Consider the following 26,177-nt stretch of genomic DNA (forward strand, 5'->3'; position numbering starts at 1 on the left):
CGTTTAAAGCTTTAGGTAATTTCACTCCTAAAATGCGATCCGGTGCGTTTCTGTAAAGCGTTCCTAAAGTGAATTTAGTCCATTGGTATTTTAACGCTCCGCTTAGAGTGGTCGCTAACCCTTGGCTTAAGTTCTTCGTAATAGCGGGTTTTAAGCTTTCGGCGATCTTTACATCGTTTTTAAAAAGTCTATGAAAACCGCTCGCTATTGTTTGGAGTTGGTAAATTTAGAGATTTGTTAAGAGAATATTTAGGCGAGACAAACAGAGCAAGGTTATAGCAAGCAATGTTTTTTGGCTAAAGTTTTTGGTAGAAAGCCACTTAGCCATGAAAAACGAATATCTTTAATCTATCGCTTCAAATCAATTGTTCAAAAACACATGCTACTTAAAATAAAACAAAAATCTTTGAATCAAGCCCAAGTTTGAGAATTATCGGCTTGAAGTATTCTTTTTCTTACAATTTTTATCAATGTCAAAATCGCATGCTTTTTGCATATATTCTTCAGCCTTTTGTTTATCTTTTTCCACGCCTAACCCATACCGATAAGACTCTGACAACCCTTCATAAGCTCTAGAAGAGCTCATATCAGCCGCCATTTTATAATAGACAATCGCCTTATCTTTGTCTGGCTCAATACCCAATTGATCATTCCCGCTATAATAAATATCCCCTAAAAGGATATAAGCTTCCACATTACCCTTATGCATCGCTTTTCTAAAGCACTCTGTCGCTTTCGCATAGTTGCTTGGAACGCCCCTACCCTCCATATACATGATGCCTAAGTTGATATAGGCGTTAGTGTAGCCTTTCTCTGTAGCTATTCTAAAATACTCCACGGCTTTCTTTTCATCTTTAGGCACACCCCTACCCTCTTTATACATCACGCCTAAATTGTTATACCCTCTAGGTATATCGTTATCAACCGCTTTTTGAAAATATTCAACCGCTTTCTTGTAATCTTTAGGCACACCCCTACCATTTTCATACATGATCCCTAAAAGAACATAAGCAAGCGGTTCGCCATTTTTAATAGCGCTCTTATAGAAAGAAGCCGCTCGCTCATATTCCTTATTATTATAAGCTTCCTCCCCTTTATAAAGATAATTCCTTTTTTGTTCAAGGTGTTCTGCACCAAGAGCACTAAATAAACACAAACCTACCAAACAAATCTTCAAGGTTAATTTGCTTGCGTATCTCATCGTTACTCCTCTGCTATTAATAAGATCAAACATAATGTCAATAGCTACCAATCTTAAAAAAAGAAATTGCATGCGTTCTAGAACCAGCAAACATTCTCAAACTCCATTCTGCATACACCATTTAGATCTAATATCGTCTCTTGTAATGAGAAATTCTACACTATTTTTATGAATTTTAAAACTAAATTTAAGATTTTCTCGCTAAAAAAGTCCCCCTCCCAAAAAAATAAGGCTAAATAGGATTAAAATTCTTTCCTTGGATCCGTTGCCCCATAGAAAACGCTCCCTTTAGTTTTAGGCAAAACTTGGATCGCATTCACATCGCCCATGACCGGCTTGGTAACGATTTGATAGCCCATTTTAGTGAGGTTGTCTTTCACATCAGCGGGCATGCCAAACTTTTCAATCCTTAATTCATCAGGAAGCCATTGCATGTGGAATCTTGGGGCTGAGACCGCTTCAGAAATGTTCATATTATAATCAATGACATTAGAAATCACTTGCAACACCGTAGTGATAATCCTAGACCCTCCAGGGCTTCCCACCACCAAAAAAACCTTATTGTTTTTCAACACGATCGTAGGCGACATGGAGCTTAAAGGGCGTTTATTGGCTTCAATCGCATTCGCATCGCCCCCCACTAAACCATAGAGATTAGGGTTTCCTGGTTTTATGGAAAAATCATCCATTTCATTGTTCAATAAAAAACCTGCCCCATCAATACTAGCAGCGCTCCCATATGAAGCGTTAATGGTGTAAGTAACGCTGACTGCATTCCCCCACCTGTCCGCTACAGAATAATGCGTGGTGTTACTCCCCTCATGCAACTGTCCCATTCCTGGTTTGATTTGAGAGCTTGGCGTAACCGTATCTGGCTGGATAGTATCAAAAATCTTTTTGGCATACGCTTTATTAATCAATTTATCCACCGGCACTGAAACAAAATCAGCGTCTCCCATATAAACCGATCGGTCCGCATAAGCTTGGCGCATCGCTTCTGCAGCGATATGGATATTCTTAGAAGCCCCATACCCAAGGGTGCTTAAATCCGCATTTTCCATGACATTTAAAATCTGGATCAAATGCGTGCCTCCCGAACTTGGTGGCGACATAGAAATGATCTTATACCCACGATAACTCCCTACCACGGGTTTGCGCCATTTCACACTGTAACTGGCTAAATCTTCTTTAGTGATAATCCCTCCATTTTTTTTCATGTCTTTTTCAATAAGATCAGCGACTTGCCCTTGATAAAAGCCTTTAGCGCCTAGCGTTTTGATTTGATTCAAAGTCTTGGCTAAATCTTTTTGGACAAACAAATCCCCTTCTTGATAATCAAGATGCCCTTTTTTAAAAAAATACTTTTTGCTAGAACTGTATTTTAAAAACCGCTCCCTTGCTTCTTTTAGGGTTTCTGCTTGTCTTTGTGAAATCGCATAACCATTTTCAGCCAATTTAATGGCAGGATCAATGAGTTGCGATAATTTTTTGGTGCCGTATTTTTTCAACATCGCTTCCATGCCCGCCACCGTTCCAGGAACCCCGGCTGCCAAATAGCCATCTTCGCTGAGTTTAGGGACTACATTGCCTTGCTTGTCTAAAAACATGTTTTTAGTGGCTTTTAAGGGGGCTTTTTCTCTAAAATCTAAGGCAACATTTTCACCATTAGCCAAATGGATAACCGCAAAACCCCCCCCACCAATATTGCCTGCTGCCGGATGGACAACCGCTAGAGCAAAGCCAATCGCTACCGCTGCATCAATCGCATTACCTCCCTCTTCTAAAACCTTTTGCCCAATTTCAGTGGCTAGCGGGTGGCTAGAAAGGGCTAACCCCACTTTAGTGTTTTTAATGGGCGGGTAACTCGCTGCACTCAAAGGGCTTAACAAACCCAAAGAGAGCGCTATCACGCCCAAGCCAATCGTTTTTAAAAAACTCCGTCTCATCTGTTTTCCTTTCAATCAGTTACGCTTAAAATTTCGTTGTTATTATAACACAAGCTTTACAAAACACCCTCTCGCTTATAGCTTATAATGGCTATTAAGCATTATCGTTAATGAGTTTTAAAATAAATAGAGTTTAAACAATAAGTTAAATAAGGCTTATTTGATCAAAACGCTATTGGTAGAAAAATTATTGTTTAATCCCCAACAGAGTGTCTATCATCCGATCAATAGCGGTAATGACCTTAGCGTTAGCGGCATAACCGCTTTGAAACTTGATCAAATTCACCATTTCTTCATCCACGCTCACTTGTGAAATAGAGAGTTGCTCTTTTTTAATGGTCTCTAACATGCTCTTTTTAGTGTCCAAAATACGCCCGGATTTTTCAGCGTCCGTGTTGATTTTACCGGTTAAAAATTGATAAAACTCGCTGATTTTCATGGGTTTGATGTCAAACTTGTCGTTATAAAAATCCACGCTGTCGTATTGCAATTGCTGCATCATGTTCGCCACATCAAAATTCCCGTTAATGGGAGCAAGCCATGGGCGGATAGTGGTCGGCTCTTTTTTGTATTCCTTATTCAAGCTGATGTTAGAAGCGTCATCGCCTTGAAAAAAAGGGTTGAGTTTTAACGCTCCCATAAAATTCGTGCCGTTATCTTTCATAGAAACAAACAACCCTTGCGAAGCGTTTTTAGGCTGGATAACAAACTTTTTAGTCTCATTGTTAAAGCTCGCTGTGAAATAATCATCAAAATCGTTTTCGGTGTTATTGTCTTGATTGTCATCGGTGTTAGCGTTAATGGCTTGGATAATATCGTTCATGGTTGTAATGGGCGTGATAGCAATGGTTTTTCTGGCGATTTCTTTACCATCGGTGTTGTAAGCGATTAAATCAAACGAGCCGTTTTTGATATTGTAGTTCGTGTCTTTAAAGGCTTCATCGCTATTGAACTCCACAGGTTCGCCCTCAATATGATGACTCGCACTTTGAGCGTAAATCGCATTAGTGGATTCTATCAAGCCCCTAGCAAAAGAATCCAACAAATCAATATAATCTTGCAATTTGCCCTTTAAAGTCCCGTTAGAGCCGTCATTATACACATCCAATAACGCCCCCACTTTCCCTTGATTGAGCTTGTCGGTAATATTAGTGAGCTTAAAATCATCGCTTTGAAAATAGATTTGATTCAAACCCCCTTTATTTTCGGATTCTTTAACCACTAAAGGATGGAAAATAGAGCCATCAATGATATTGAACCCATGCCCGATATTAAGGTTATAGCTCTCATCAAAATCCGCTGAGTCTTTATCTGTGAGCGAATGAGTTTTAATGCTACTTTTAAAAACATTCCCCCCTAAAAGCTCTCGCAAATGAAATTCTAATTCATCTCGCTTATCTCTTAACTCATTCGCATGCTTTAAACTCTTATTGTTTTCCACTTCTTTAATGCGTTTGTTAATCTCAGCGATTTGAGAACCCAAGCTATTGACTTCTTTGATAACGCTTTTTAATTCTTCGCTCGCTTTATGCTGTAAGGTCGTTAACCTCTCTCTAGTGTCCTTAATGTTGTGCGTTAAAGCTTCTGTTTTTTGAGCGAGAGCCTGTTTTTGAGCGGAGTCTTTGGCGTTTTTAGACAATTCTTTCCATGAGTTAAAATAATCTTGCAAATCCGTAAAAAGACTCGCTTCATCAATGTCCGGAAAATACGCGCTCGCTTCTTTTAAATGCGAAAACTCTGTATCATAATAAGTGTTTTCGTAATTAGCTTTCGTGTAACGAGAAAAAACAAACTCATCATGCACCCTTTCAATGGCTTCTACATCCACGCCCATATTCACGTTTTTAGTGCCATACATGTAGGCCGCTTGGGGCTTTGCAATCACGCGCTGACGGCTATAAAATTCATCGCTAGCGTTAGAAATATTATTCCCGGTAACATCCACCATGCTCTGATGGGCTTGCAAGCCGGTGTAAGAAGTGTTGAGTGAAGATAAGATTCCGCCCATTTTACGCCTGCACTCTTAAAAAATGGCTCCCCACGTGCCTAGAGCCTTTATAATCGCAAGTGTCATGGGGAATGATTTGTTGGATGAGCGAAGAATAAAACTCAGAAACCGCAAACGCCATGCGCGAATAAATCAAGTTTTTTTCTTTCAAAACAAGCAAGGATTCTCGCATTTGGTTTAAAAAATCGCTCGTTTTTTCGTCTAATAATTCACTCATTTCTTTATTGGGGAATTGATTTTTTAAAGACAACATTTGCGCATCTATATTCGCTTTTTCTTTTTCAAAAGCTTGAATCGCTAGCTGTTTTTGATGGTTTCTTTCAAAAATTTCGGTGTGTTTAGCGAGCTTGATGTCTCTTATATCGCGTTCCGTTAAATCAATCAATTCTTTCAATTGGTTTAGCGCGTTTTCTAAATGAGAGTGTAAAACGACCATAACAAATCCTTTAGCTCTTGTTTCAGCCGTATTCAAGCAAATACTATGCCATTTTTAGTTTTATTATAAAGCTCAATTTCTTAAGGGGATAGGGGGTATTTTGAAATCATTTTCCCCTTAAAGCCCCTTTATTGAATCGCCTTTAACATTTGCTTAGCGATAGCAGCAATCACATTCACGCTCATCGCATTCCCCGCTTGGGATAATAAATGGCTTTCTTTAAAATGTGGATTATTTTTAATCTTAGCGATCAAATCCCTAGGAAATCCTTGTAAAAGCAGGCTTTCAACAGCGTTTAATCTTTTGATTTTGCCTTTTTGGGTATAAAACAAACCATGCCGAGAAGTCCTTAAAGTAGGAAAAACATTAAAATACAATCTCAAATCAGATTGTCTTGTGTCTAAAATGGCGTTTTCTAAAGTTAAAATATTCTCTAAAAAAACCCGGTTATGGTTGTATGGGTTGCGCAAGTATCTTTGGAAAGTAGCGTTACTCACATCCAAATAGCATTCATTATCAGCGTCTAAAAAATCCTTAAAACAATAATCATTGGCTGAACCTAAAGGGAAATTAAATGGGTGTTTCAAATCCTTCCTAAACCCTACAATATAAAGGCGTTCTCTCTTTTGGGCTAATTGGAAATCAGCGCTGTTTAAAATTTGATAATAAGTTGTATAGCCCGCTTCTTGCAAGGCTTTGATAATGATTTTAAAAGTTTCTTGCTGCTTATGATGGATCAAGCCCTTAACGTTTTCAAGCAAGAAACATTTAGGCTGTTTGACTTTTAAGATACGAATAAGCCCATAAATAATCGTCCCTCTTTCATCTTCAAGCCCCTTCCTTTTGCCATTGATAGAAAAAGCTTGACAAGGAAACCCGCTAATGAGCGCATCAAAATCGGGTAAATCATTAGGGTTGATTCGCATCAAATCCCCAAAATTATGAGTGTCTTTAAAAAATAATTCATAAGTCCTAAGGGCTTCATCATTGATTTCTGCATGCCCTACGCATTTTAAATGGCACCGCTCCAAGCCCAAACGGCCTCCACCAATACCAGAACAAAAATCCATAAAAGTTAAAATCCCCAATCAATCATTCCTAACACACCACTAAAAACACGCCCTATTTAAGAAAGCAACAAACTCATTTTAAAACACAGAGAAACTAAAATTTAATGAAAAGCAAAACCACAGCAAGAACAAACCCCCCTAGAAATGAAGCCGTTAAACCCCCTAGCTTATCCCCAATAAATCCTGTGCCATTTTGTGAGAAGTCTCATGCAAGTTGATTTTATACTGGTTATTTTCAATCGCTTTCTTGATCTCAGCCACCCTATCAAGAGCGGCCTCATTGTTTTCAACTTTTTCATTCTTTTCCACACGCTTGTAATTCCCCAAAGACTGCACCGGAGCAAGAGAAGAAACGGCATTGATCATTGTAAAATCCTTTAATTTGATATTCATTCCATTACAGCAAGTATCGGCAAAAAAGAAAAAAAGTTAATGGATTTTTGAAATCTGTTTTTGCAATTCCTTACCAAATTTCTTGGTGGTGGTGATGGGTTTTTTTCCGGTTTCTGCCACAGAGCCAAACGATTGCGATTGCAAACTTTTAAACATAAAAAACATTAAAAAAATTAAAATATAACAAAATAAAAAAAAGCAAATGGTAGGGAATAGCCAATTTTTGAGATTAGAACTATTCATGACCTTGCCTTTTAAAGACCCCTATACCTTACTACCCATGCGAACATGAGCAACCACAACCCCCACCTTTCTTTTTGCCATGACCCCCATGACCGCCACAGCAACCTGTCCCACCGCCATGGTGTGAAGCTAAAATTTCTTCTTCGCTCACTTCCCTAAAACCTAAAACCTTGAAACGAAACGCTAAAGTTTTCCCGGCTAACGGGTGGTTATAATCCACCATCACATGCGTGTTGCTAAAGTCTTTGATAGTGGCTTGAATGGTTTGGTTGTCTTCAGTTTGCCCAAAAACGCTCATGCCTTTTTCTAATTCAATGCCTTCAAATTGATCTCTAGGGACTTCTTGCAAATAGCTGCCTTCATAAACCCCATAAGCTTCTTCTGGGGCGATGACAACCTCTTCCCACTCGCCAATTTGAGCCTTTAATACCGCCTTTTCTAACCCTACTATGATTTGATTAGCGCCTATAATAAACTCTAAAGGCTCTTTAGAAATATTGCTGTCTAGCACTTCGCTAGAGCCTTGTTCTCTCACTTCATATTCAATCAAAGCGGCTTGTTTGACTGATTCTAAATCATGGTTTTGCATGGTGGTGTTTCTCCTTGTTTTCTAAGATTTTTTGCGCCATTTTAGCTTGTTCGCTTGAAGGATACAAGTGTTGCAAAGTGTTTAAAAATTTATAATAGTTTTGATCGTCTTTGATTTTTTTAAACGACCATGCCGTATGCCACAAAAGCACAGGCATGTAAGACGCTTTTTTATTTAAAAGAGCGCTCTCTTTGTAATACTTGATCGCTTCTCTGTATCTCTTTTCTCCATAAGCCACTTCTCCAAGAACATAACGCACATAATAAAGTCTGTAACTATTGGCTTCTAACCACAACAAGCGCTCTTTGGCTTCTGCATAGGATTTGTTTCTAAAAAAAGACAGAGCTTCTTGAAAAATCTCTTTTTGCTTGGACAAATCTTTATCAAACTCAACTTTCGCCTTTTCTTGGGTTTTTTTCTCTTGATTTTTTGGGGCTTCGGCTTTCAAAAGGGGGTTCTTATTGGCCGGAACGCTTGGTTTGAGCGGCTTTTCAGCTTTTTCCTCTTGTTCTTTGAGAGCTTTTTGGATTAAGGCGATTTGTGAAACCAAATCCTGGCTTAACTTGGTCAATAATTCACTCATCTCTTTGTTTTGCTTGTCTAACTGCTGGATAGCTTGCTGGTTAGCGCGAATCTCATTCCTCAAATCCTCTAAAGTTTGCGATTGCTGCTTGAGCACGTTAGCTTGCACTTCTTGCGAGGCTTTTAAGGCTCGCAAGGATTCTTCTTGGGAAAGGATAGCGTTATTGAGATCTTTAATCTTATTAGCCTGCCCCTCATAAATGCTTCTCAAACCCTCTTGAGCTTGAGTGTTAGCCTCTACTTGCGAATGGATTTTGGTCAAAATATTAGAAAAATTCTTGCTATTGACTTGCAACTGCTTGAGTTCTTTTTTAGTAGCTCCGCTTTGCAAATCAAACGCTGAAGGCTCCCCATTGAGAAAAAAGGGAGCGATAAAAGGGATAAAAAAAAGCCTTTTCATCCTAGAATTACTTCACTAATTTGACATCCACTCTTCTGTTTTCTTTGTAACATTCTCTAGTTTTTTGGGTGCATTTGGGTTTGATTTCACCAAAACTGATGGTTTTGATCATATCTTTTTCTACCCCTTTAATGACTAAAGCGTTTTTCACGCTCAAAGTCCTTTTAACGCCAAGCGCTTGGTTGTATTCGCTAGAGCCAAATTCATCGGTATTGCCTTCCAAAAGCACTTGCATGTGGTTTTCTTTAGCTTTTTGCACGATCTCATCTAAAGTCTCTTGATCGGATTCTTTGATCTCATACTTGTCAAAATCAAAATAAATAGAAGCGATAATAGTCCCGCTCTCAATAGCCGGCTTTTCTTCAACCACTGGAGCTGGCTCTTGTTTAGGCTCTTCTTTAGGCTCTTCTTTTTCTGGAGCGGGTTCTGTAGTAACGGGTGCAGTCTGAACCGTTTTAGCGCTCACATCGCCAGCCACAGTTTCTTTATCCATGTTGTGTTTGCAACCAGCTATTAATAAAAAAGCTACCACGAAGCTAAACATAGAAAATCTTTTCATCATCATTCTCCAAAAATAAAACTTTAATAAATGTAAATTTTAACTCACATTCGCTTAATTTAACCTTACCAATCAAAGGCCTGTATTTTCACATTCTTTAAAGGGAATAAAAAACTCTGATTATAGTCTAGTAAAATAAGCCCCATGGCGTATTCTTGGGGTGTCTTTTTGATATACATGATATTTCTCCCATCCATAGAAAAACGAGGCATCTGGTTAGAGCCATTCACGGTAAGCCTGCGGATATACTTGCTGTTTAGAGTGATCAGATTCAAATTAAACACCGTTTTGCCAAATTCATTAAGGTTTTCCCGGCTCACATACACAATACTATCTTTATAAGCGTCAATGGATTCATTGCTTCTTCCTTCATAAAGGAGTTGCTCCGCGCTCTCTTTTAACCCCAATTTCTTCATATAAATGTTAGGATAACCGGATCTATCCGAAACAAAAGCCATAGACTTGTCATCTTCTAAAAACACTCCTGAAACATCTATCCCAGGATAGCGCGTTATTTTAGTTTTAGTTTTTTTATGCGTATCATATAGATATACATCCGGTTGGCCATCAGGGGCTAAAGACATTAAAATTTTAGAGCCATCAGAACTCACGCTAGAGACCACAGCCATTCCTTGAGAGCTAGCGATATTCTCATGAGTGGCTTTTTGAATGTTGTATTTTAAAATCATGGGCGTTCTTTCGCCATACTGCGTGTAATAAAACTCCGTTTGCTCAGCGTTCGCCCATTTAGGGAAAATATTGAGCCTATTGTTTTTGATGATTTCTTTTTGATAACGCATCGTATAATCGGCTAAGGCGATGTTTGTGATTCCTGGTCCAATGTATTTAGAAAAAACAATAAGGCGCTTCATCCAAGCGATAGAAGGGGCTTTTAAATAGTCATTCACCACAATGGCCATGTTGTGCGCTACAAAAGGGTATAAATCTGAACTTAAAATGGGGTAGTCAAAAGTCTTTTTGAGCGTTTCTGTATCCACATCATAAAGTTTTAATCGTGAAATTTTATTGCCGTTTTCTACCGCCACGCTCACAAGTGCTACAAGTTGGACTTTTTTATCTTTGAGTTCTGCGTAATTGATAGCGCCTTGATCCTTGTTTTGAGAAACATCAAAATGCTGGCTAGTCTTTAAATCATTCGCTAAGACTTCATGCAATTTTAAAGCGTAATTGGCATCGTTATCTATAGAGTAGCGCACTTCAATCTTAGGAAGTTTTTGAATGGTTTTAATAATATCTAGTGTTTTATCCGTTGCAAAAAGCCCTATAACGCTTATTAAAAAAAGCCATAAATACCTCATTGTTCTTCCTTAGTGGTGAAATTAACTTTAATAGAAACCATGTTTCCTCCCGGATATGGGGGAAAATCCACTTTCTTTAAATCATTTAAAAGGGTCATCACACTCTTGTTATAATCCTTAAAATCGGAGTAACTAAGAATGGTATAATCAAACTCTCCATCTTTAGTGATCATAATCAGAGCGCTCACTGAAGCCTTGTGGTAAAAAACCCCTTTCCAACCTTTATATAAAATTTGATAGATTTGAGCATACCATTCTTGATAAGCCTTGTCATCAACCCCATCTTGTTTGGGGATTTGCAAATCTAAAGTCTTGTTTTTAACGCTTTCTAGTTTTTGCGCGAATTGATCCAAATTCTGTTGCAAACCTTTCAATATCTCTTGATTTTTTTGGTTTTTTCTTAAGCGTTGCTGTTCTTTTAAACGCCTTTGCTCTTCTTCTTGCTCATTTTTTTGCTCATTTTTTTGAGCGTTTGTGTCTGTCTTTTCTTGAAAATCATTGAGTGAAGAAAAAATATTTTCAAGGCTTTCTTCTTGTTCTTTAGGATCAATAAAGTCGCCCTCCTTATCAGTTGCATTTTTTTCAACTGCTTTTTCATCTTTTTTTTCTTCTGCTTTTTCAGCGATTTTTTCATCTTTTTTTTCATCGCTTGGCAAATCTTCTAAATTCAAATCAATGGTTTGTTCGTTTTTTTTGCCCAAATCTAAAAGGATTTTCTCCGCTTCTTTATTGTGTCTTTCTAGCAACAAACCATATAATAACAAAGCATAGAGCAAGAACGCTAAAAAGCCAGAAACAACAAAGATCGTGCTCTTACTCATGCAAATTAGCCCTACTTTTTAAGGACTTGTGATTAAAGAAACTTTTAAAAAACCCGCTTCTTTAATCGTTTTTAACAAATAAATCACTTTGTCATAAGTCAATCGTTTGTCCGCGCGGATACTAACCCTAGTATCTTTATCGTATTTCTTAGAAAGCAAGTTGAAAGTATCCGGGAAGGAGTTGTATTCATAGGTTTGACTATCTATATAGATTTTTGCGTCTTTATCCATGCGGATCTCTATCATTTTATCTTGAGTGGCTCTAGCAGTTTTTGAACCAGAAGGCAAAGCAATCTCTTCTTTATAAGTGAGAGTGGGCGTCGTTACCATAAGAATAGCCAATAAAACAAGCATCACATCCACTAAGGGCGTGATATTGAGTTCTGGCTTGTCTTCATCCCAATAGTTATCATAATTCATAAAAACCTTCTAACTCCCTATTTAAGATATTTATAAAATCCCCTTAAAGCTTTATTTTTTAGAAGACAAAATATCCACTTGCATCTGCACATAAACCGATAAATCATACACCTTGCGTTTTAAAATCAAGTAAAAAGAATAGGCTGGAATGGCTGCTAAAATACCTGCAGCGGTGGCGATAAGAGCCTTAGAAATAATGGGTGCGATCACCCCAAAAGAAGCTTGACCTAACGCGCCCAAATTGTTAAACGCTTCTAAAATTTCAACCACCGTTCCAAACAAACCAATAAAGGGGGCTGTAGAAGAGATGATGCTCAACACCACTAAACCCGTCGTGCTTTGCTTAAGAACTTGATGTTTCCAAGCCTGCAACAATTCATTAGAATAGGTCTCATCATTTCTTTTTTTATTAAACATGAAATGCTCTGGAGCATCTTGTGTTCCATTAAGAATGTTAGACAAAGATTGCATCTCGCGCCTGAGTTCAATCTTTAACACAATGCTCTTATACAAAAAGACCCATAAAGTCATCACCAAATAAAGCGAAATCCAAACTAAAACAAGCGTGGTAACAAACCCGCTCTTATTGAAAAAATAAACGATTGAATCTAACATGATTATCCCCTTAAAGAGACTCAATCTTAGCCAGCACGCTAGAGACCGCTAACCTGTCAGAGCTTGCGTCCTCTAAAAGCTTTTTAGCCCTAGAGATAGCATCATCTCTGTCGTCTGATTCTTTTTTAATAAAGACCGCCCCATCGGCTAAAATATCCACCCGTTCATTAGTGACTTCTGCATAGCCCCAATTGATCGCAATGTACTCTTTTTGGTTTTCGGTTTCAATCTCAACCACTCCCGCCTGAAGCAAGGTGATCATGTTGCTATGCCCATAAAGCACCCCAAATTCCCCTTCAACTCCTGGCAACACAACGCTTTTAACCTCTCCTGTATAAACTTCCCCCTCAGGAACTACCACACTAATTTTCAACAAAGCCATCACAAAACCCTTAGGAATTTTTCATGTTTTTAGCTTTTTCTAAAACCTCTTGAATGCTGCCCACCATGTAAAACGCGTTCTCAGGAATATGATCGTATTTACCTTCTAAAATCCCTCCAAAGCCCTCTAAAGTCTCTTGGAGAGTCACATACTTACCGGGACTTCCCGTAAACACTTCAGCCACAAAAAACGGCTGGGATAAAAACTTCTCAATTTTTCTGGCCCTTTCAACCGTTTTTTTATCCTCTTCGCTCAATTCGTCTAATCCCAAAATCGCAATAATATCTTGTAAATCCTTGTATTTTTGCAAAACTTGCTGGATACCGGTAGCGATTTCATAGTGTTTCTCGCCGATCATTTGAGGGCTTAAAATCCTTGAAGTGGAATCCAAAGGATCAACTGCAGGATAAATCCCTTTTTCAGCGATCTTTCTGTTCAACACCGTAGTCGCATCTAAGTGCGCAAACACCGAAGCAGGAGCTGGGTCAGTCAAGTCATCGGCTGGCACATACACCGCTTGAACGGAAGTGATAGAGCCATTTTTAGTGGAAGCGATACGCTCTTGAAGTTTCCCCATTTCCCCAGCTAGCGTGGGCTGATACCCCACCGCTGAAGGGATACGGCCTAATAGCGCGCTCATTTCCGCACCGCTTTGAGCGTATCTAAAGATGTTGTCAATGAACATCAACACATCTAATCCCTTTTCATCACGAAAATACTCCGCCATCGTCAAGCCGGTGAATGCGATGCGGTTCCTTGCGCCTGGTGGCTCATTCATTTGCCCATAGCACAGCGCAACTTTGTCTAAAACGCCCCCTTCTTTCATCTCAAAATACAGATCATTCCCTTCTCTGGTGCGCTCCCCCACGCCTGCAAACACCGAATACCCGTTATGCTTATAAGCCACATTGTGGATAAGCTCCATAATGATCACCGTTTTCCCTACGCCAGCCCCACCAAACAAGCCTACCTTACCACCTTTAGAATAAGGCGCGAGCAAATCAATGACTTTAATACCGGTTTCAAACATTTCTGTCTTGGTGCTTTGCTGCTCAAAACTAGGGGCTTTTCTGTGAATGGGCCAAGTTAAGGACGGCTTAAGAGGCTCTAAATTGTCAATGCTCTCGCCCACAACATTAAAAATACGCCCCAACACTTCTTCACCTACAGGCACTTCAATCATCTTGCCACGAGCTTTGACGGCTTGGTTACGCACCAAGCCTTCTGTCATATCCATAGCAATCGCTCGCACCCGATTACCGCCCAAATGGGCTGCCACCTCTAAAACTAAAGACTTTTGAACACCATTGACTTCAAAATTAATGTCTAACGCTTCAAAAATCGCCGGTAGGTAGGATTCAAATTCCACATCTACCACAGGGCCTAAAACCTGAATGATTTTACCTTCCATCGCTTTCATCGCTCCTTATTTTAATGTAATTTTTATTTTAGGGCTTCTACGCCCGCATTGATTTCTACTAGCTCGGTCGTAATCGCCTCTTGTCTGGCTTTATTATAAGAAATGGTTAAAGTCTTAACCAAATCTTTAGCGTTATTTGTCGCTGTATCCATAGCCTGCATTCTAGCGCTATGCTCTGCCGCTAAAGAATCAATCAAAGCGTAGTATAAACTATACTCCACATATTTTTCCGCTAAAGAATCTAAAATTTCATCTTCACTCCCGCTTGGCTCACTGGTAATGGTCTCTTGCGTCTCACTAGGCTGGGGGTTTTGGTGGATGATTTTATACCCAATCGGCAAAATTGTTTTGACTCTTATTTCTTGGCTGATCATGTTTTTAAAGCCATTATGGATGATGATTACCTTATCGGTTTTCCCACCCAAATAATCCTCTACCACTTTTTTCATGAATTCCTGCGCGCGTTCATAATTAGGCATAGAACTCAAATTATTGATCTTGTCTAAAACCTCTATCCCGTTAAAGCTAAAATACTCATTACCCTTTTTGCCAATACCGCGCAAACGCACTTTAATGTCTTTTTCTTTGTATTCATTCGTGCATGCTAAAACTTTTTTAATGGTATTGGTGTTAAAGCCCCCACAAAGCCCCTTATCGGCTGTGATAAAAATAATATCCACTTTTTTGATTTCAAGTCTTTCTAGTTCCCTAAAATACTTGCTTTGAATGTCTTCAATCCCTTGATTTTTCATCTTGGACAGCACATCATCAAACACAGCGTCTAGTTTTAGTGCATACGCTCTAGAATTTCTTGCAACTTCTTCGGCTTTTCTTAGCTTGGAAGTGGAAACGAGTTTCATCGCATGCGTGATTTTTTGCGTGTTTTTAACGCTTCCAATTTTCTTTCTAATGTCTCTTAAATTCGCCATATTCTAGCCGTCTCCTACTCGCTATAAGTGAGCTTAAATTCCTCTAAGACTTTTCTTAGCATGGCTTCCAAATCCTTATCTAGTGCTTTTTTAGTGTGGATTTCTTCTAAAACTTGGGGGTATTTTGCTTCCAAGAAAGGGTGCAGTTGCTCTTCAAAATCCACGACTTTTTTCACGCTCACGCTGTCTAAAAAGCCCTTAGCCCCAGCGTAAATAATGACCACTTGCTTTTCAATAGGCAAGGGCGAATAAGGGGCTTGTTTCAGCACTTCCACCATGCGTTGCCCCCTTTCTAATTGCTTTTTACTCGCTTCATCTAAATCAGAAGCGAATTGTGTGAAGGCTTGCAACTCTCTGTATTGCGCTAAATCCAGGCGCAAAGTCCCTGAAACCTGCTTGGTCGCTTTGATTTGAGCGGCCCCTCCAACCCTTGAAACCGACAAGCCCACATTAATAGCCGGGCGGATCCCTGAATAAAACAAATCCGTTTCTAAGAAAATTTGCCCGTCTGTAATAGAAATGATATTCGTAGGGATATAAGCTGAAACATCACCCGCTTGAGTTTCCACAATAGGGAGTGCGGTCAAAGAGCCGGCACCCTTTTCATCGCAAAGTTTAGCCGCTCTTTCTAAAAGCCGTGAGTGGATATAAAACACATCTCCAGGAAAAGCCTCCCTGCCTGGGGGTCTCCTCAAAATCAAAGAAATCTCTCTGTAAGCGACAGCATGCTTACTCAAATCGTCATAAATGATTAGGGCATGGCGGGCATGATCTCTAAAGTATTCCCCCATAGCCACACCTGAATAAGGGGCTAAATATTGCATCGCAGCTGAATCTGAAGCCGAAGCGTTAATCACAACGCTGTATTCCATCGCTCCGTATTCTTCTAATTTGCGGACCACTTGCGCGACAGTGGATTCTTTTTGACCAATAGCCACATAGATACAGATCACATTTTGTCCTTTTTGGTTAATGATCGCATCGATCGCTACGGTGGTTTTACCGGTTTGTTTATCCCCAATAATCAATTCCCTTTGCCCGCGCCCAATAGGCACCAACGCATCAATGGCTTTAATACCAGTTTGCAAAGGCTCATGCACAGATTTTCTGTCCATAATGCCTGGGGCTTTTTGCTCTATTAGGCTAAATTCATTCGTTTCTATCTCGCCCTTGCCATCAATAGGCTCACCCAAAGCGTTCAGCACGCGCCCCACAACCGCATCGCCAACAGGGACTTTCATCAAACTCTTCGTGCGTTTAACGCTAGTCCCCTCTTTAATATTGTTGCCAAAACCAAACACAATCACGCCAACGCTATCTTCTTCTAAGTTAGCCGCAACGCCTTTATCCCCTGTTTCAAACTCCAGCACTTCATACGACATCACACCATTTAAGCCATAAACCTTAGCCACACCATCAGCGTATGAAACGACTTTTCCTACTTCAGCCATATCGCAATCAAGTTCAAAATTCTTGATTTTTTCTTCAATAACCGAGCTGATTTCTTCCAATTTTAGTTGGGACATTATCTTTATCTCCTTAGATTGATTAAATAGATTGAATAACCTGTTTTTCTAGTTTCTTTAAAATCTCTTCTTTAGAAAAGCCTATTTCTAAATCCAGGCTTGAAACGCTCAAAGAAACCCCTTTTTTAGACCAAGTGTCTTGAGCGATTTCTACAGGGGCGTTAAAACGAGCTTGCAATTTTTGTTGCACGGCTTCTAGTTCACTATTTTCAAGCTTTTGCGGGACTAAAAGTGTGGCTTCTAAAGTCCTTTTAGAATCAAAAGACAGCTCTTCAGCGATTAATTCCAACATGTCAAGCCGGTTATTTTTTAACACCACTTCCATTACAGGTTTTAAAACTGAACATGCTTTTGTGGAAGTTATTTTTTCTAAGATTTCAAATACAACCTCTTTTTTAACTTTTAAAGAAACATGAGCTAACACCTGGTTGAGTTTGTGTAATTTTATGGCTTCTGCTGCATTTTTAAGCCCTACAACGATTTCTTCCAATAACGCTAGATCGCTTTTAGTGTGGTTTTTCAACGCCTTAGCATAATGCTTAGAGATCACTTTTAAATCTTGCATTTAAAGCCTTTGTTTCAAAATATTCACGCAATCTTGTGCATTGAAAGAGACTTTTTTACTCTCTCTTAGATCTTTAAAAACGCTTTCAACCAGCTCTCTTTTGATCTTTTTAACTTCTAAATCCATCAACGCCTTAGAATTTTTGATCAAATTTTCCACATCCATTTTGGTTTGCAATTCGTATTTTTGTGTGATCGTGTAAGCTTCTTTATTCGCATCAGAAATGATCAATTCAGCTTTTTCTTTGGCTTGCTCTAATTCTTTTAAGAGTTTTTTCTTGTTTTCTTTACTCACTTTGAGTTGGGCTTGAATCTCTTCTAATCGTTTGGAGATTTCAAGGCTTTTGGAGCGTAAAAATGAACGCAGTTTTTTAGCCAAAAAATACCACAAAATCCCCACAAATAAGAGGAAATTTAAAGAACGCTCTATAATATCTGTTTGTGAAATATCCAATTCAGTAGCACACAAAGGGCTTAAAAAGATCAAAAACCCTAACACCATTTTAACCAACACCATCTATCAACTCCCTAAACCCATAGCCACACGCTTGTTTAACTCATCTTCAAATACCGGCATTTGCGCTTGCAACTGCTCTTTTAAGACTTGCTTTTCATTTTGCAATTGCTTTACAAACGCTTCAAACTCTTGATTGAGTTCGTTCTCTTTTTGCTTGATCACCGCATCATAGGACTCTGTGGCTTTTTGAATCGCTTCGGCTAGTATTTCCCTACGCTTTTCTGCAGCTTCTTTAAGGAGAGTTTCAATTTGATGGCCAATCTCCACGCTTTGGGTGTTATCCGTTTTGATTTTAGCCAAGCTATCCTTTATCTCTGCCTGTCTGTTATCCATAAAAGCCAACAAAGGCCTATACACCCAAACATTCATCGCCCACAACAATAACACAAACACTATAAAAACGACCGCCATTAAATAGGGGTTAACCGATATATTCATAGCCTATTTCTTTCCTAAAAACCTAAAAATATTTGAAACTCGCATTTGTTATAAAAACATTAACTCTATCTTAACAAAAAATCGCTTAAAAATTGAGAATATCTAAGCATTAAGACATCATTTTTTTCACAAAAGCCTCTAAAAGAGAATTTTCATAACATCGTAAAACTATTTTATTCCCTTTTAAAGCCGCTTTAAGCTTGTAACGATCCCACAAACTTTGATTAAAGCGCTCTAGTTCATCTTCAGCGATGAGCGTTTGGGCTTCCTTGAAACCATGTTTTTTATTGTCAAAATTTGCGTTTATTTTAAAATCACGCGTTAAATCTTCTGTCTGGCGCACGCTAAGTTTTTGCCCTATAATGGAATTTAAGATCAATTCTTGTTTTTCTTCATCCAAACCCACCAAGACTTTTGCATGCCCTGAGGTGATTTTTTCTTCTAAAAGAGCGTTTTGAACCTTAGAAGAGAGCGTCAATAAACGCATGATATTGGCCACATGGGCTCGGGATTTTTTAACGATTTTAGACAGCTCTTCTTGAGTCATTTGATAGCTTTCAAGCAATTCTTTATAAGATCTAGCCAATTCCAAGGGGTTTAAATCTTCTCGCTGGATATTTTCAATCAAAGCGACTTCACGCATTTTTTCTTGCTCAATATCCACAACAATCGCCTTAATCGTAGGCATTTTAGCTAATTTGCTCGCTCTTAGGCGCCTTTCACCAGCGATCAAATGGTAACGCCCATTCTCACTCACCACCAAAACCGGTTGCAACAAACCATGTTCTTTAATGGATTGCGCTAATTCTTCTAAGGAATCTTCGCTAAAAACCTTTCTAGGCTGGTAAGGATTAGGCATCACCTCATCAATACCAAGCTCCACAACCCGATTCGCTCTTTCATACAGCCCTTGCTCATACACTTCATTGATTTCAGGGAAAATATCCGCTAAACCCCTACCCAACACTTTATTTTTTGCCATATGCTACCCTTGAAGAATGCTTTGAGCTAATTTTTGATAAGCGATACTGCCATTGGATTTAATATCATAGAGCAAAATGGGCTTACCAAAGCTAGGCGATTCTGCTAGTTTCACGCTTTTAGGGATCATAATATACTCTCCTGTAACTGAATCTCTAAAAAACTCCGAGTCAAAATACTTGAACAATTCCGCTAAAACCCCTTTTGTCAAATTGAGCTGAGGGACATGCATTGTGGGTAAAAAACCTCTGATTTTGAGCTTAGGGTTCGTGCTTTTTTGCAGCATTCTAATGGTGTTAAGCAATAATTTAGTGCCTTCAAGGGCGAAAAATTCGCATTGGATAGGAATGATCACCGAATGGGCTGCTGAAAGCGAATTGATCGTGAGAGGCCCTAGAGCTGGCGGGGAATCAATAATGATATAATCATAAAGCCCCACCACGCTCTCTAAGGCGTTTTTGAGCATGAGCTCGCCTCGTTTATTCTCATCTTGGCTGTCATAAAAGGTTTTTTCAAACCCAGCCAAACCCAAATTAGAAGGCACTAAATCCAAAAAAGGCATTTGGGTTTTTAAGATCACTTGAGAAATTTGCTTACGGCCAATCAGCACATGATAAATATCATAATCAATTTTATCGCGCCTAAAACCCAAGCTTGAAGTGGCGTTGGCTTGAGGGTCAAAATCAATCAACAAGATTTTTTTTTCATGCGCCGCTAAAGAAGCCGCTAAATTGACCGCTGTTGTCGTTTTGCCCACACCTCCTTTTTGATTAGCCACTGCAATGATTTCATTCATCATACTCATATCCTACTATATATCTTATCTTTAATCAAAATGCGACCGTCTTCTAACAATTGCGCATCTTTTAAACTCACCAATTCGCCCCAATCATTATGGAAACTAAAAGAGTCGTTTCTGTGAAATTCTAACGCATACTTACTTAAAACTTCCCCCCAAAACAGATTTTCTTCTATTTTTTTTAAAAAGCCTTCTATAATTAAATCATCGCTCGCGCCAATATCTAAACATGCCCATTTTGTTGAAACCCTATTCACGCCAATGCCGCACACCCGCATGCCTTTATAAATATTAACCAGCACGCCCCCTATTTTTTGACCCCCCAAATACAAGTCGTTAGGCCATTTGAGCCAGGTTTGAGAGCCTAACTCTTTTAAAACTTCTTTGAATAAAAACCCCAAATACAAAGCGTTCGCTTGCATGGGTAAATCTTTAGGCAAATCGCTTGCGTTTAAAGCGAGCGAAAAAGTCAAAGCGCTTTTTACACCCTCCCAAATATTCCCCCTACTGCCTATCCCAGCGCTTTGGTTTTTAGCCACAATCAAAACAGGGGCTTTGAGTGCATCGTTTTTCAGTTTTTCTAAAAGATAAGTTTGCGTGGAAGGTAGGCTATCAAAAACCCTTTTTTCACATTTTCTCATGCCAAAATACCGCCTACTTTCAAACGCTTGCCATTCAAATAATCCTTCGCTTTCAAGGGCTTTTTACCCACCGCTTGCAACCTTGCTATACGCACGCTGCCTTTCAAGCAGCCTACAAGAACGCCTTTTTCATCAATTGCTAAAATCTCGCCTTCCTTGTGGCTCTTTTCATTTTCCACTAACTCCACTTCTAAAAGTTTAAGGCTATTTTCTAAAAAGATTTCTGGCCAAGATTTAAACGCAAGCGATTTTAAAAACAAGTTTTTAGCGTCTTTAAAACCCACTAAACCATCGGCTTTAGCGATTTTTTTACAAAAAGTCGCATTCGTGTGATCTTGAGGCTTTCTTGTGATGGAAGAGAAATTTTTGAGCGTTGAAAGAAGTAAATCCGCCCCCATATGCGCTAATTTTAAACTTAAAGCGTCTAAATCCAAATAATCTTCTCTCAAAAAAGAAGCGCTTTCTAAAATATCCCCACTATCCAATTCCAAATCCATAAGCATGGTGCTTATACCATAAATCCTATCGTCATTGAGTATCATCTCATGAATGGGCGAAGCCCCCCTGTATTTGGGCAGTAACGACGCATGCACATTAATGCAAGGAGCGATGGCTAAAACCTCTTTAGGCAAAATCTTACCATAAGCCACCACCACGATAAAATCAGGCTTTAGATCTTTTAAGATTTGGATTTCAGGCTCTTTCAAACTTTGCGGCTGGAAAATGGGGATATTTAAATGATTTTCTAAAATGTATGTTTTAGTCTCTGGGGCTTTCAATTCTTTTTTGCGCCCAAAAGGTTTGTCCCTTTGAGTGAATAGCCCCACCACTTCTATATGGTTATTTTTATTTTCAACCAACGCCCTTAAGATCACTTCAGCAAAACCAGGCGTTCCCATAAATACGATGCGCATGTTATTCCTTGTTTTTAATTCAATTATTTTATTCTCATCATCATTTTATAATGAGCTTCATGACCGGTTTCTTTAAATATTTTTTCAAAAACTTTTAAATATGTTTCAATACTTGTATCTTGACTTTGCACAAACAAATCATCTGAAATCCCATGAGAGCCATCATTAAACCATGAAATGAAAGAATTGCACACTCGTTTTTCTTCAATATTTTCAAAACATTTACTCAAGTTATCATTATGTTTAAAACCGCCTAAAATCCTAAAGTAATACTCAATAATTCTTCGCATAACATTTTGTAAAGATACCCAAGAAGCATTATTTTCTTTTGCTTGTTTTACTTCTTGCCATAGCAATTCATAGGAATTTTTAATGGGATTTTCTTTATAATCTTTAATTTTTGAAACATTATTATCCTTTTTAATTATCCAAAAAGAATATTTCCCTTGATAGCATTTTAAATCATATTCTAATGTAATTTCCTTGTAAAAATATGTGTTGTGGGTTAGTATAATAATTTGCTTGATGTTTGTTTTTTCTTCCATGGTTTCTTTCATAAGATCTTTAACTAAAACACTCACTATAAACAATATATTGCTATCCAAACTTGAAATGGGGTCATCAATCACTAAAACCTTATTCTTTGATATATCGTTCTCTTTTAAAGAGCCTTTTGCTAAATGATAATAATATAAAAAAGTGATGAAAGTAACTTCACCTTCGCTCAGTGTTTCTCCTACTAATTGACCATCTTCTCTTTGAATACGATAAAATTTTTCATCTTCAGTGCATGCCAAACTAAAATTCGTGAATCCATACCCTTTTAAAAGCGTATTGATTTCATTGACAATGGGCTTTATGCTTACCATGTTTTTTTCTAATTCCTTAATTTCATTTTCTAATTTCTTTATCTTTTCTTGATTTTCACTAATTGCTTTCTCTAAATTGTTTATTCCTTTCTCCAAACCGCAATACTTTTTATTATATTCTTGTATATCACTTTTAAATTCATTGACTAGAAATTTCCAAGTTTGTTCCTTACAACTCTTTTTCTGTTTTTCAATATCCTTTATCATCTCATTATAATTGGCTATTTGCTCATTAGCCTTTTTAATCAAATCTTTAATTGCATCTATCTCGTTTTTATTGCTATCAAGCTTAAAATTTCTGCTCATTTCTTTACTTTTATCAAGCATCTTTTGCTGATTCCCATTGATTTTACTTCTCAAAGTTTCAATAATTATTTTCAAATTTTCTGTGTCCAATTTAGTTTGTGAATTATTCTGCTCCGTTTTAACAATCTTATCAAGTCGCTCCAGTGCTTCAGCGGTTTTGTTTGTGTAGTCTTCTTTCATTTTTTTGATTGTGTCAGTGGATTCTTGATAACTTGTATCAAAATAAGACTCTAATTGTTTTTTAAATTCCTCAGTAATGGTTTCTTTTTGACAGAAAGGGCATATACTATTATCTTTTACATATTCTCTACCTTGAGCTACCCAATCCTCATTGCTTAATTTTTTTATTAAATCTGCAATGGCTACACCACCACTCCCTACAATTTTTTGTTCCCAAATAGAATGGTTTTCAATAGAATCAAAATCTGTTAAATTGCATTCCAATAATGCCAATTCTGCTTGGTTTTTACTAAAAATGATCTCAATTTTTTCTAAATTCTCGTTTGTTTTTTTACCAAGCGTAAAAATGCCTTTAACATGAGAGTTTCTCAATTGCTCTTCTTTAAATTGCTTGTTATAAACTTCAATCTTTAAACTCTCATTGTTATGCCACCCTATTTTGCTATTAGCAAACTTGTCTTCAATCCCATTTTCAGCTAGATTTTTTAAAAAACTAGAAGTGGTTGTCTTACCACTCCCATTAGCCCCATAAATAAAGTTGATAGACTTTAAATTTTCAAAACTCGCCCCATTTTCATCAAAAGTTGCCACCTTTTTTAATGAGATTTGAGAAATCCCACTGCTTATATTCTGCTGTTGTTTGTCTTTATTGCCCATATTTTCTCCTAATATTATCTCAAAGCGCACCACTAAAACTAATCTTCTAAATCTTCCCCATCATACCCAAGCTCTAGCGCTTTCACTTGCCCTATCGCATTACCCGCAATGCCCTTGATAGAGCCATACATGTTAATCGTACCCTCAAACACTTTGTCAATTTGTTTTTCCCTGCTTTTCCAAATCCTAGCCATCGCGCGTTTTTCGCTTTCTAAATCCGCTCTCAATTGCTCAAACCCCTCTATAATCGCATTCACTTGCATAGAAAATTCAGAGCTTGTCAAATAATGATAGAGCAGATTCACTTTATCGCCCTTATTTTCCTGACTTTTTTTAGCCAAACTCACTTGAATAACCCCCTCTCTTAACACCGTGCTCAACCCCTTAAACTCTTCAAACGAACACACCCACACCCCCTCAAATAACCCCATCCTCTCCATCTCTTTAGGCAGCGCTTCACTCACAATGACCCCCACATCAGCCCCAATCTCTCGCATGTCGTTTTTAAGTTTTTCCACCCAAGCTTTTTGAAATTCTTTAGTGCGTTTGCTCTCATAATAAATTTTCCCACAATTTTGAAATTCCCTGGTATACACCACTTGAATGCAATCGCCCCCTCTTTGCCCTTTTTTGATTTCTTCAACACTATCTAGGGGGAATTTTTGCCTTAAAAACTCTTCAATCGCTAATTCTTGCACCTCGCCTTGGAATTGCTGCGAGCTTAATTCCGCCTTTCTTTGAGCGTTTTTCAACTCATTTTTTAACATTTCTAACTGCTCTTCTTGCTGCTTGAATTTCAATTCATTTTTTTCATGCAAGGCTTTTTCTATTTTTTCCCTCTCCAAATCCAATTTTTCATTCAATTTTTTTTCATTTTCAGCTTTTAATTTGCTCTCGGCTTCGTTATTTTCTCTTTTCAGCCTTTCAATCTCCGCTTCTTTTTGGTGCAATTCCTGGACCTGTTTGGACTTCTCATCCAATTCTTTTTGCAACAATTCCAAGCCTTTTTGCTGCTCTAAAAAAGCGTTTTTTCTGGCTTCTTCAATGATTTTAGCCCTTTCATCTTGCAAGGCTAAAGCGCTCGCTTGTTTGACCGCCTCATCAAATTTGGCCTTTTGCTCTTTCTCTCGCTCTTTTAGGGCCTCTTCTTTTTGCTCTAAATTTTTGAAATAGCTTTGATACTGCGCTCTTTTTTCATTCACTTCTTTTTCAAACTCTTTCTGTTGGGCTAAAAACTTATTTTGATTTTCTAACTCAATCTGTTTGTATAGCGCTTCCCTCACATCAATGAGCGTTTGGCACTTGGGGCATGTGATTTGATTTTCTTGCATGATTTTCCTTTAAGATTTGGTTTTTTATAATTTTATAATAGAATGAGATCAATTTAAGCAGGTTTTATCCAATAAGTTCAGTAAAATAGGGCTTTAAACAAGGTAAAAAATACCCTTCGCATAAAAACTACATTATAGATGAAGAAAATGAAGCAATTGAGGTAATGATTGATCAGTTGCAAGTTGTCCCAAAAGCGCAAGTTTTAGAGAACAATAGGGTAGGAGGAAGTCTTGCATTAGCATTACAAAAGGCGTCTATCCCCAGACCCATATCGGTGCATAGAGCGCCACTCATCAATCATTTTTTAGAACAAGTTATTTTACAAAGCCAATCTGATGAAAACAAAAGTATAAAGCCAATTGCTTTTGGAAGTCTTATCAAACTCAACCCACATAATGAAAATCCCCCTATTAAAACCCTACAGCGTATTTATTGCGCTTTCTTTCACTCAATTCCATTATTCGGGCATGCGCCTAGTTGCCCCCTATGAAAACGATTCTATTATTTTTGAGTTATTGCATTGATTTTCAAGCACGCAATTTTGAATACCAACAACTTGTTCAACTAGATCCGAAAGAAATTAAACCCCAAACTTGAAGCGTTTAAAACACCAAAAGCAAAACTCAAACACAAGAAAAACAAAGCAAAATAACAAAAGCCATAAGCAGTAAAAAACAAAATCAAGCGATTAAAATCATTAAGCATTAAACAACAAGAAGCAATAAATCTAAACAAAAGAATTAAGAAAGCTCAACGCTAAATCTAACACAACTAGCAAAAAATTTAAAATAGCAAAAACATTAAGACATAAAAATTAAAAACGCAATAAGTTAAGAAACAACAACCAAAACACAAGAAAAACAAGGCGAAACAACAAAAGCCATAAGCAGTAAAAACAAAATCAAGCGATTAAAATCAAACAAGCAAGAAATAAGATCTAAAAACCCAACACAATCAAACCAAAATCAAAAATCAAATAAAAAATCAAGATTTAAAAAAGAAAGAATAAGCCCAATCTTTCAAAACTAAGCAACAAGAAGTTCTTTTGTCAGGTAATACTCTTTGGCTTTTAACAAGCGAATGTTAAAAGCTTTTCTCTAGAAAGGAGGTGATCCAACCG

At 38.0% G+C, this 26,177-nt stretch carries 28 protein-coding genes and 1 pseudogene; 1 reads left to right on the top strand and 28 read right to left on the bottom strand.

The annotated features are described in order from the left end of the window. The 28 genes and pseudogenes from EAL44_RS08040 to EAL44_RS07635 form a co-directional block, all read right to left on the bottom strand. A pseudogene (locus EAL44_RS08040) lies at positions 1-226 on the bottom strand (DUF3519 domain-containing protein); the annotation flags it as partial. Between the two features lie 204 nt (positions 227-430). Then, positions 431-1,201 (bottom strand): HP1117 family Sel1-like repeat protein, encoded by a 771-nt coding sequence (locus EAL44_RS07505; protein ID WP_121076509.1) that lies wholly within the window; start codon positions 1,199-1,201, stop codon positions 431-433. A gap of 242 nt (positions 1,202-1,443) precedes the next feature. Continuing rightward, positions 1,444-3,147, bottom strand: coding sequence for a gamma-glutamyltransferase (ggt, locus tag EAL44_RS07510; protein ID WP_121076455.1), 1,704 nt, complete (start codon positions 3,145-3,147; stop codon positions 1,444-1,446). A 187-nt stretch (positions 3,148-3,334) separates the two neighbouring features. After that, the gene (gene flgK / locus EAL44_RS07515) at positions 3,335-5,155 is read right to left on the bottom strand and encodes a flagellar hook-associated protein FlgK (RefSeq protein ID WP_121076458.1); all 1,821 of its coding nucleotides are present in this window, start codon (positions 5,153-5,155) and stop codon (positions 3,335-3,337) included. A gap of 1 nt (position 5,156) precedes the next feature. Continuing rightward, positions 5,157-5,591: a hypothetical protein gene (locus EAL44_RS07520; protein ID WP_000260926.1), complete on the bottom strand. Its 435-nt coding sequence runs from the start codon at positions 5,589-5,591 to the stop codon at positions 5,157-5,159. 128 nt (positions 5,592-5,719) lie between these two features. Continuing rightward, positions 5,720-6,679 carry a DNA cytosine methyltransferase gene (locus EAL44_RS07525; protein WP_162970416.1) on the bottom strand — a complete coding sequence of 320 codons (960 nt, stop codon included), beginning with the start codon at positions 6,677-6,679 and terminating at the stop codon, positions 5,720-5,722. Positions 6,680-6,823: 144 nt separating this feature from the next. After that, a complete protein-coding gene (locus EAL44_RS07530; protein ID WP_001864146.1) occupies positions 6,824-7,027 on the bottom strand; it encodes a flagellar biosynthesis anti-sigma factor FlgM in 204 nt (67 codons plus the stop codon). A 63-nt stretch (positions 7,028-7,090) separates the two neighbouring features. Further along, entirely contained in the window at positions 7,091-7,297 is a 207-nt protein-coding gene (locus EAL44_RS07535) for a hypothetical protein (protein WP_001088955.1), read from the bottom strand. A gap of 31 nt (positions 7,298-7,328) precedes the next feature. After that, positions 7,329-7,886: an FKBP-type peptidyl-prolyl cis-trans isomerase gene (locus EAL44_RS07540; RefSeq protein ID WP_121076461.1), complete on the bottom strand. Its 558-nt coding sequence runs from the start codon at positions 7,884-7,886 to the stop codon at positions 7,329-7,331. Next, the gene (locus tag EAL44_RS07545; protein ID WP_121076464.1) at positions 7,873-8,868 is read right to left on the bottom strand and encodes a tol-pal system YbgF family protein; all 996 of its coding nucleotides are present in this window, start codon (positions 8,866-8,868) and stop codon (positions 7,873-7,875) included. Before EAL44_RS07545 ends, EAL44_RS07540 begins: the two co-directional genes overlap by 14 nt. A 7-nt stretch (positions 8,869-8,875) precedes the next feature. After that, entirely contained in the window at positions 8,876-9,427 is a 552-nt protein-coding gene (locus tag EAL44_RS07550) for an outer membrane protein Omp18 (RefSeq protein ID WP_121076467.1), read from the bottom strand. 65 nt (positions 9,428-9,492) lie between these two features. Continuing rightward, entirely contained in the window at positions 9,493-10,746 is a 1,254-nt protein-coding gene (tolB, locus tag EAL44_RS07555) for a Tol-Pal system protein TolB (RefSeq protein ID WP_121076470.1), read from the bottom strand. Next, positions 10,743-11,567, bottom strand: coding sequence for an energy transducer TonB (locus EAL44_RS07560; RefSeq protein ID WP_121076473.1), 825 nt, complete (start codon positions 11,565-11,567; stop codon positions 10,743-10,745). The genes tolB and EAL44_RS07560 overlap by 4 nt, the downstream gene beginning before the upstream one ends. Before the next feature lie 18 nt (positions 11,568-11,585). After that, a complete protein-coding gene (locus EAL44_RS07565; protein ID WP_001105106.1) occupies positions 11,586-11,987 on the bottom strand; it encodes an ExbD/TolR family protein in 402 nt (133 codons plus the stop codon). Between the two features lie 51 nt (positions 11,988-12,038). Beyond that, a complete protein-coding gene (locus EAL44_RS07570; RefSeq protein ID WP_121076476.1) occupies positions 12,039-12,602 on the bottom strand; it encodes a MotA/TolQ/ExbB proton channel family protein in 564 nt (187 codons plus the stop codon). Positions 12,603-12,612: 10 nt separating this feature from the next. Beyond that, positions 12,613-12,984, bottom strand: a complete 372-nt coding sequence (gene atpC, locus EAL44_RS07575; protein ID WP_162970417.1) for an ATP synthase F1 subunit epsilon — start codon at positions 12,982-12,984, stop codon at positions 12,613-12,615. A 10-nt stretch (positions 12,985-12,994) separates the two neighbouring features. Beyond that, complete coding sequence (gene atpD / locus EAL44_RS07580) at positions 12,995-14,395, bottom strand: F0F1 ATP synthase subunit beta (RefSeq protein ID WP_001861912.1); 1,401 nt, start codon at positions 14,393-14,395, stop codon at positions 12,995-12,997. Between the two features lie 32 nt (positions 14,396-14,427). Then, positions 14,428-15,333: an ATP synthase F1 subunit gamma gene (gene atpG / locus EAL44_RS07585; RefSeq protein WP_121076482.1), complete on the bottom strand. Its 906-nt coding sequence runs from the start codon at positions 15,331-15,333 to the stop codon at positions 14,428-14,430. Between the two features lie 14 nt (positions 15,334-15,347). Beyond that, positions 15,348-16,859 (bottom strand): F0F1 ATP synthase subunit alpha, encoded by a 1,512-nt coding sequence (atpA, locus tag EAL44_RS07590; RefSeq protein WP_000080506.1) that lies wholly within the window; start codon positions 16,857-16,859, stop codon positions 15,348-15,350. A gap of 22 nt (positions 16,860-16,881) precedes the next feature. Beyond that, positions 16,882-17,424 carry a F0F1 ATP synthase subunit delta gene (locus EAL44_RS07595; RefSeq protein ID WP_121076485.1) on the bottom strand — a complete coding sequence of 181 codons (543 nt, stop codon included), beginning with the start codon at positions 17,422-17,424 and terminating at the stop codon, positions 16,882-16,884. Beyond that, positions 17,425-17,940 (bottom strand): F0F1 ATP synthase subunit B, encoded by a 516-nt coding sequence (locus EAL44_RS07600; RefSeq protein ID WP_121076487.1) that lies wholly within the window; start codon positions 17,938-17,940, stop codon positions 17,425-17,427. A gap of 3 nt (positions 17,941-17,943) precedes the next feature. Beyond that, positions 17,944-18,378 carry a FoF1 ATP synthase subunit B' gene (locus EAL44_RS07605; RefSeq protein ID WP_121076490.1) on the bottom strand — a complete coding sequence of 145 codons (435 nt, stop codon included), beginning with the start codon at positions 18,376-18,378 and terminating at the stop codon, positions 17,944-17,946. 109 nt (positions 18,379-18,487) lie between these two features. Then, complete coding sequence (locus EAL44_RS07610) at positions 18,488-19,360, bottom strand: ParB/RepB/Spo0J family partition protein (protein WP_121076493.1); 873 nt, start codon at positions 19,358-19,360, stop codon at positions 18,488-18,490. 3 nt (positions 19,361-19,363) lie between these two features. Beyond that, positions 19,364-20,155, bottom strand: a complete 792-nt coding sequence (gene soj / locus EAL44_RS07615) for a chromosome partitioning ATPase Soj (RefSeq protein ID WP_001914080.1) — start codon at positions 20,153-20,155, stop codon at positions 19,364-19,366. Positions 20,156-20,160: 5 nt separating this feature from the next. Next, on the bottom strand, positions 20,161-20,799 hold the full coding sequence (locus tag EAL44_RS07620; RefSeq protein WP_121076496.1) for a biotin--[acetyl-CoA-carboxylase] ligase: 639 nt from the start codon (positions 20,797-20,799) through the stop codon (positions 20,161-20,163). Next, entirely contained in the window at positions 20,796-21,713 is a 918-nt protein-coding gene (gene fmt, locus EAL44_RS07625) for a methionyl-tRNA formyltransferase (protein ID WP_121076499.1), read from the bottom strand. The genes EAL44_RS07620 and fmt overlap by 4 nt, the downstream gene beginning before the upstream one ends. Positions 21,714-21,736: 23 nt before the next feature. Next, a complete protein-coding gene (locus EAL44_RS07630) occupies positions 21,737-23,725 on the bottom strand; it encodes an ATP-binding protein (RefSeq protein ID WP_121076502.1) in 1,989 nt (662 codons plus the stop codon). Between the two features lie 38 nt (positions 23,726-23,763). Beyond that, positions 23,764-25,056: a DUF2130 domain-containing protein gene (locus EAL44_RS07635; protein ID WP_121076506.1), complete on the bottom strand. Its 1,293-nt coding sequence runs from the start codon at positions 25,054-25,056 to the stop codon at positions 23,764-23,766. A 164-nt stretch (positions 25,057-25,220) separates the two neighbouring features. Between EAL44_RS07635 and EAL44_RS08045 the strand changes: the two genes are divergently transcribed. Next, positions 25,221-25,547 carry a hypothetical protein gene (locus EAL44_RS08045; RefSeq protein WP_240448924.1) on the top strand — a complete coding sequence of 109 codons (327 nt, stop codon included), beginning with the start codon at positions 25,221-25,223 and terminating at the stop codon, positions 25,545-25,547. The last annotated feature ends 630 nt before the right edge of the window (positions 25,548-26,177 follow it).

Origin of the sequence: Helicobacter pylori (assembly GCF_003637685.1) — a bacterium.
In the GTDB taxonomy this organism is placed as follows: domain Bacteria; phylum Campylobacterota; class Campylobacteria; order Campylobacterales; family Helicobacteraceae; genus Helicobacter; species Helicobacter pylori_CJ.

Excerpts from the sequence above, each read along its gene's own strand:
- EAL44_RS07545 (WP_121076464.1), bottom strand. The coding sequence starts at position 8,868 with ATGAAAAGGCTTTTTTTTATCCCTTTTATCGCTCCCTTTTTTCTCAAT.
- EAL44_RS07610 (WP_121076493.1), bottom strand. The coding sequence starts at position 19,360 with ATGGCAAAAAATAAAGTGTTGGGTAGGGGTTTAGCGGATATTTTCCCT.
- EAL44_RS07505 (WP_121076509.1), bottom strand. The coding sequence starts at position 1,201 with ATGAGATACGCAAGCAAATTAACCTTGAAGATTTGTTTGGTAGGTTTG.
- EAL44_RS07630 (WP_121076502.1), bottom strand. The coding sequence starts at position 23,725 with ATGGGCAATAAAGACAAACAACAGCAGAATATAAGCAGTGGGATTTCT.
- EAL44_RS08045 (WP_240448924.1), top strand. The coding sequence starts at position 25,221 with ATGATTGATCAGTTGCAAGTTGTCCCAAAAGCGCAAGTTTTAGAGAAC.
- atpG (WP_121076482.1), bottom strand. The coding sequence starts at position 15,333 with ATGGCGAATTTAAGAGACATTAGAAAGAAAATTGGAAGCGTTAAAAAC.
- EAL44_RS07540 (WP_121076461.1), bottom strand. The coding sequence starts at position 7,886 with ATGCAAAACCATGATTTAGAATCAGTCAAACAAGCCGCTTTGATTGAA.
- EAL44_RS07565 (WP_001105106.1), bottom strand. The coding sequence starts at position 11,987 with ATGAATTATGATAACTATTGGGATGAAGACAAGCCAGAACTCAATATC.
- EAL44_RS07605 (WP_121076490.1), bottom strand. The coding sequence starts at position 18,378 with ATGAATATATCGGTTAACCCCTATTTAATGGCGGTCGTTTTTATAGTG.
- EAL44_RS07635 (WP_121076506.1), bottom strand. The coding sequence starts at position 25,056 with ATGCAAGAAAATCAAATCACATGCCCCAAGTGCCAAACGCTCATTGAT.
- fmt (WP_121076499.1), bottom strand. The coding sequence starts at position 21,713 with ATGCGCATCGTATTTATGGGAACGCCTGGTTTTGCTGAAGTGATCTTA.
- EAL44_RS07550 (WP_121076467.1), bottom strand. The coding sequence starts at position 9,427 with ATGAAAAGATTTTCTATGTTTAGCTTCGTGGTAGCTTTTTTATTAATA.
- EAL44_RS07520 (WP_000260926.1), bottom strand. The coding sequence starts at position 5,591 with ATGGTCGTTTTACACTCTCATTTAGAAAACGCGCTAAACCAATTGAAA.
- EAL44_RS07560 (WP_121076473.1), bottom strand. The coding sequence starts at position 11,567 with ATGAGTAAGAGCACGATCTTTGTTGTTTCTGGCTTTTTAGCGTTCTTG.
- atpC (WP_162970417.1), bottom strand. The coding sequence starts at position 12,984 with ATGGCTTTGTTGAAAATTAGTGTGGTAGTTCCTGAGGGGGAAGTTTAT.
- flgK (WP_121076458.1), bottom strand. The coding sequence starts at position 5,155 with ATGGGCGGAATCTTATCTTCACTCAACACTTCTTACACCGGCTTGCAA.
- EAL44_RS07620 (WP_121076496.1), bottom strand. The coding sequence starts at position 20,799 with ATGAGAAAATGTGAAAAAAGGGTTTTTGATAGCCTACCTTCCACGCAA.
- atpA (WP_000080506.1), bottom strand. The coding sequence starts at position 16,859 with ATGTCCCAACTAAAATTGGAAGAAATCAGCTCGGTTATTGAAGAAAAA.
- EAL44_RS07600 (WP_121076487.1), bottom strand. The coding sequence starts at position 17,940 with ATGGTGTTGGTTAAAATGGTGTTAGGGTTTTTGATCTTTTTAAGCCCT.
- atpD (WP_001861912.1), bottom strand. The coding sequence starts at position 14,395 with ATGGAAGGTAAAATCATTCAGGTTTTAGGCCCTGTGGTAGATGTGGAA.
- EAL44_RS07595 (WP_121076485.1), bottom strand. The coding sequence starts at position 17,424 with ATGCAAGATTTAAAAGTGATCTCTAAGCATTATGCTAAGGCGTTGAAA.
- ggt (WP_121076455.1), bottom strand. The coding sequence starts at position 3,147 with ATGAGACGGAGTTTTTTAAAAACGATTGGCTTGGGCGTGATAGCGCTC.
- EAL44_RS07570 (WP_121076476.1), bottom strand. The coding sequence starts at position 12,602 with ATGTTAGATTCAATCGTTTATTTTTTCAATAAGAGCGGGTTTGTTACC.
- soj (WP_001914080.1), bottom strand. The coding sequence starts at position 20,155 with ATGAATGAAATCATTGCAGTGGCTAATCAAAAAGGAGGTGTGGGCAAA.
- tolB (WP_121076470.1), bottom strand. The coding sequence starts at position 10,746 with ATGAGGTATTTATGGCTTTTTTTAATAAGCGTTATAGGGCTTTTTGCA.
- EAL44_RS07535 (WP_001088955.1), bottom strand. The coding sequence starts at position 7,297 with ATGAATAGTTCTAATCTCAAAAATTGGCTATTCCCTACCATTTGCTTT.
- EAL44_RS07530 (WP_001864146.1), bottom strand. The coding sequence starts at position 7,027 with ATGATCAATGCCGTTTCTTCTCTTGCTCCGGTGCAGTCTTTGGGGAAT.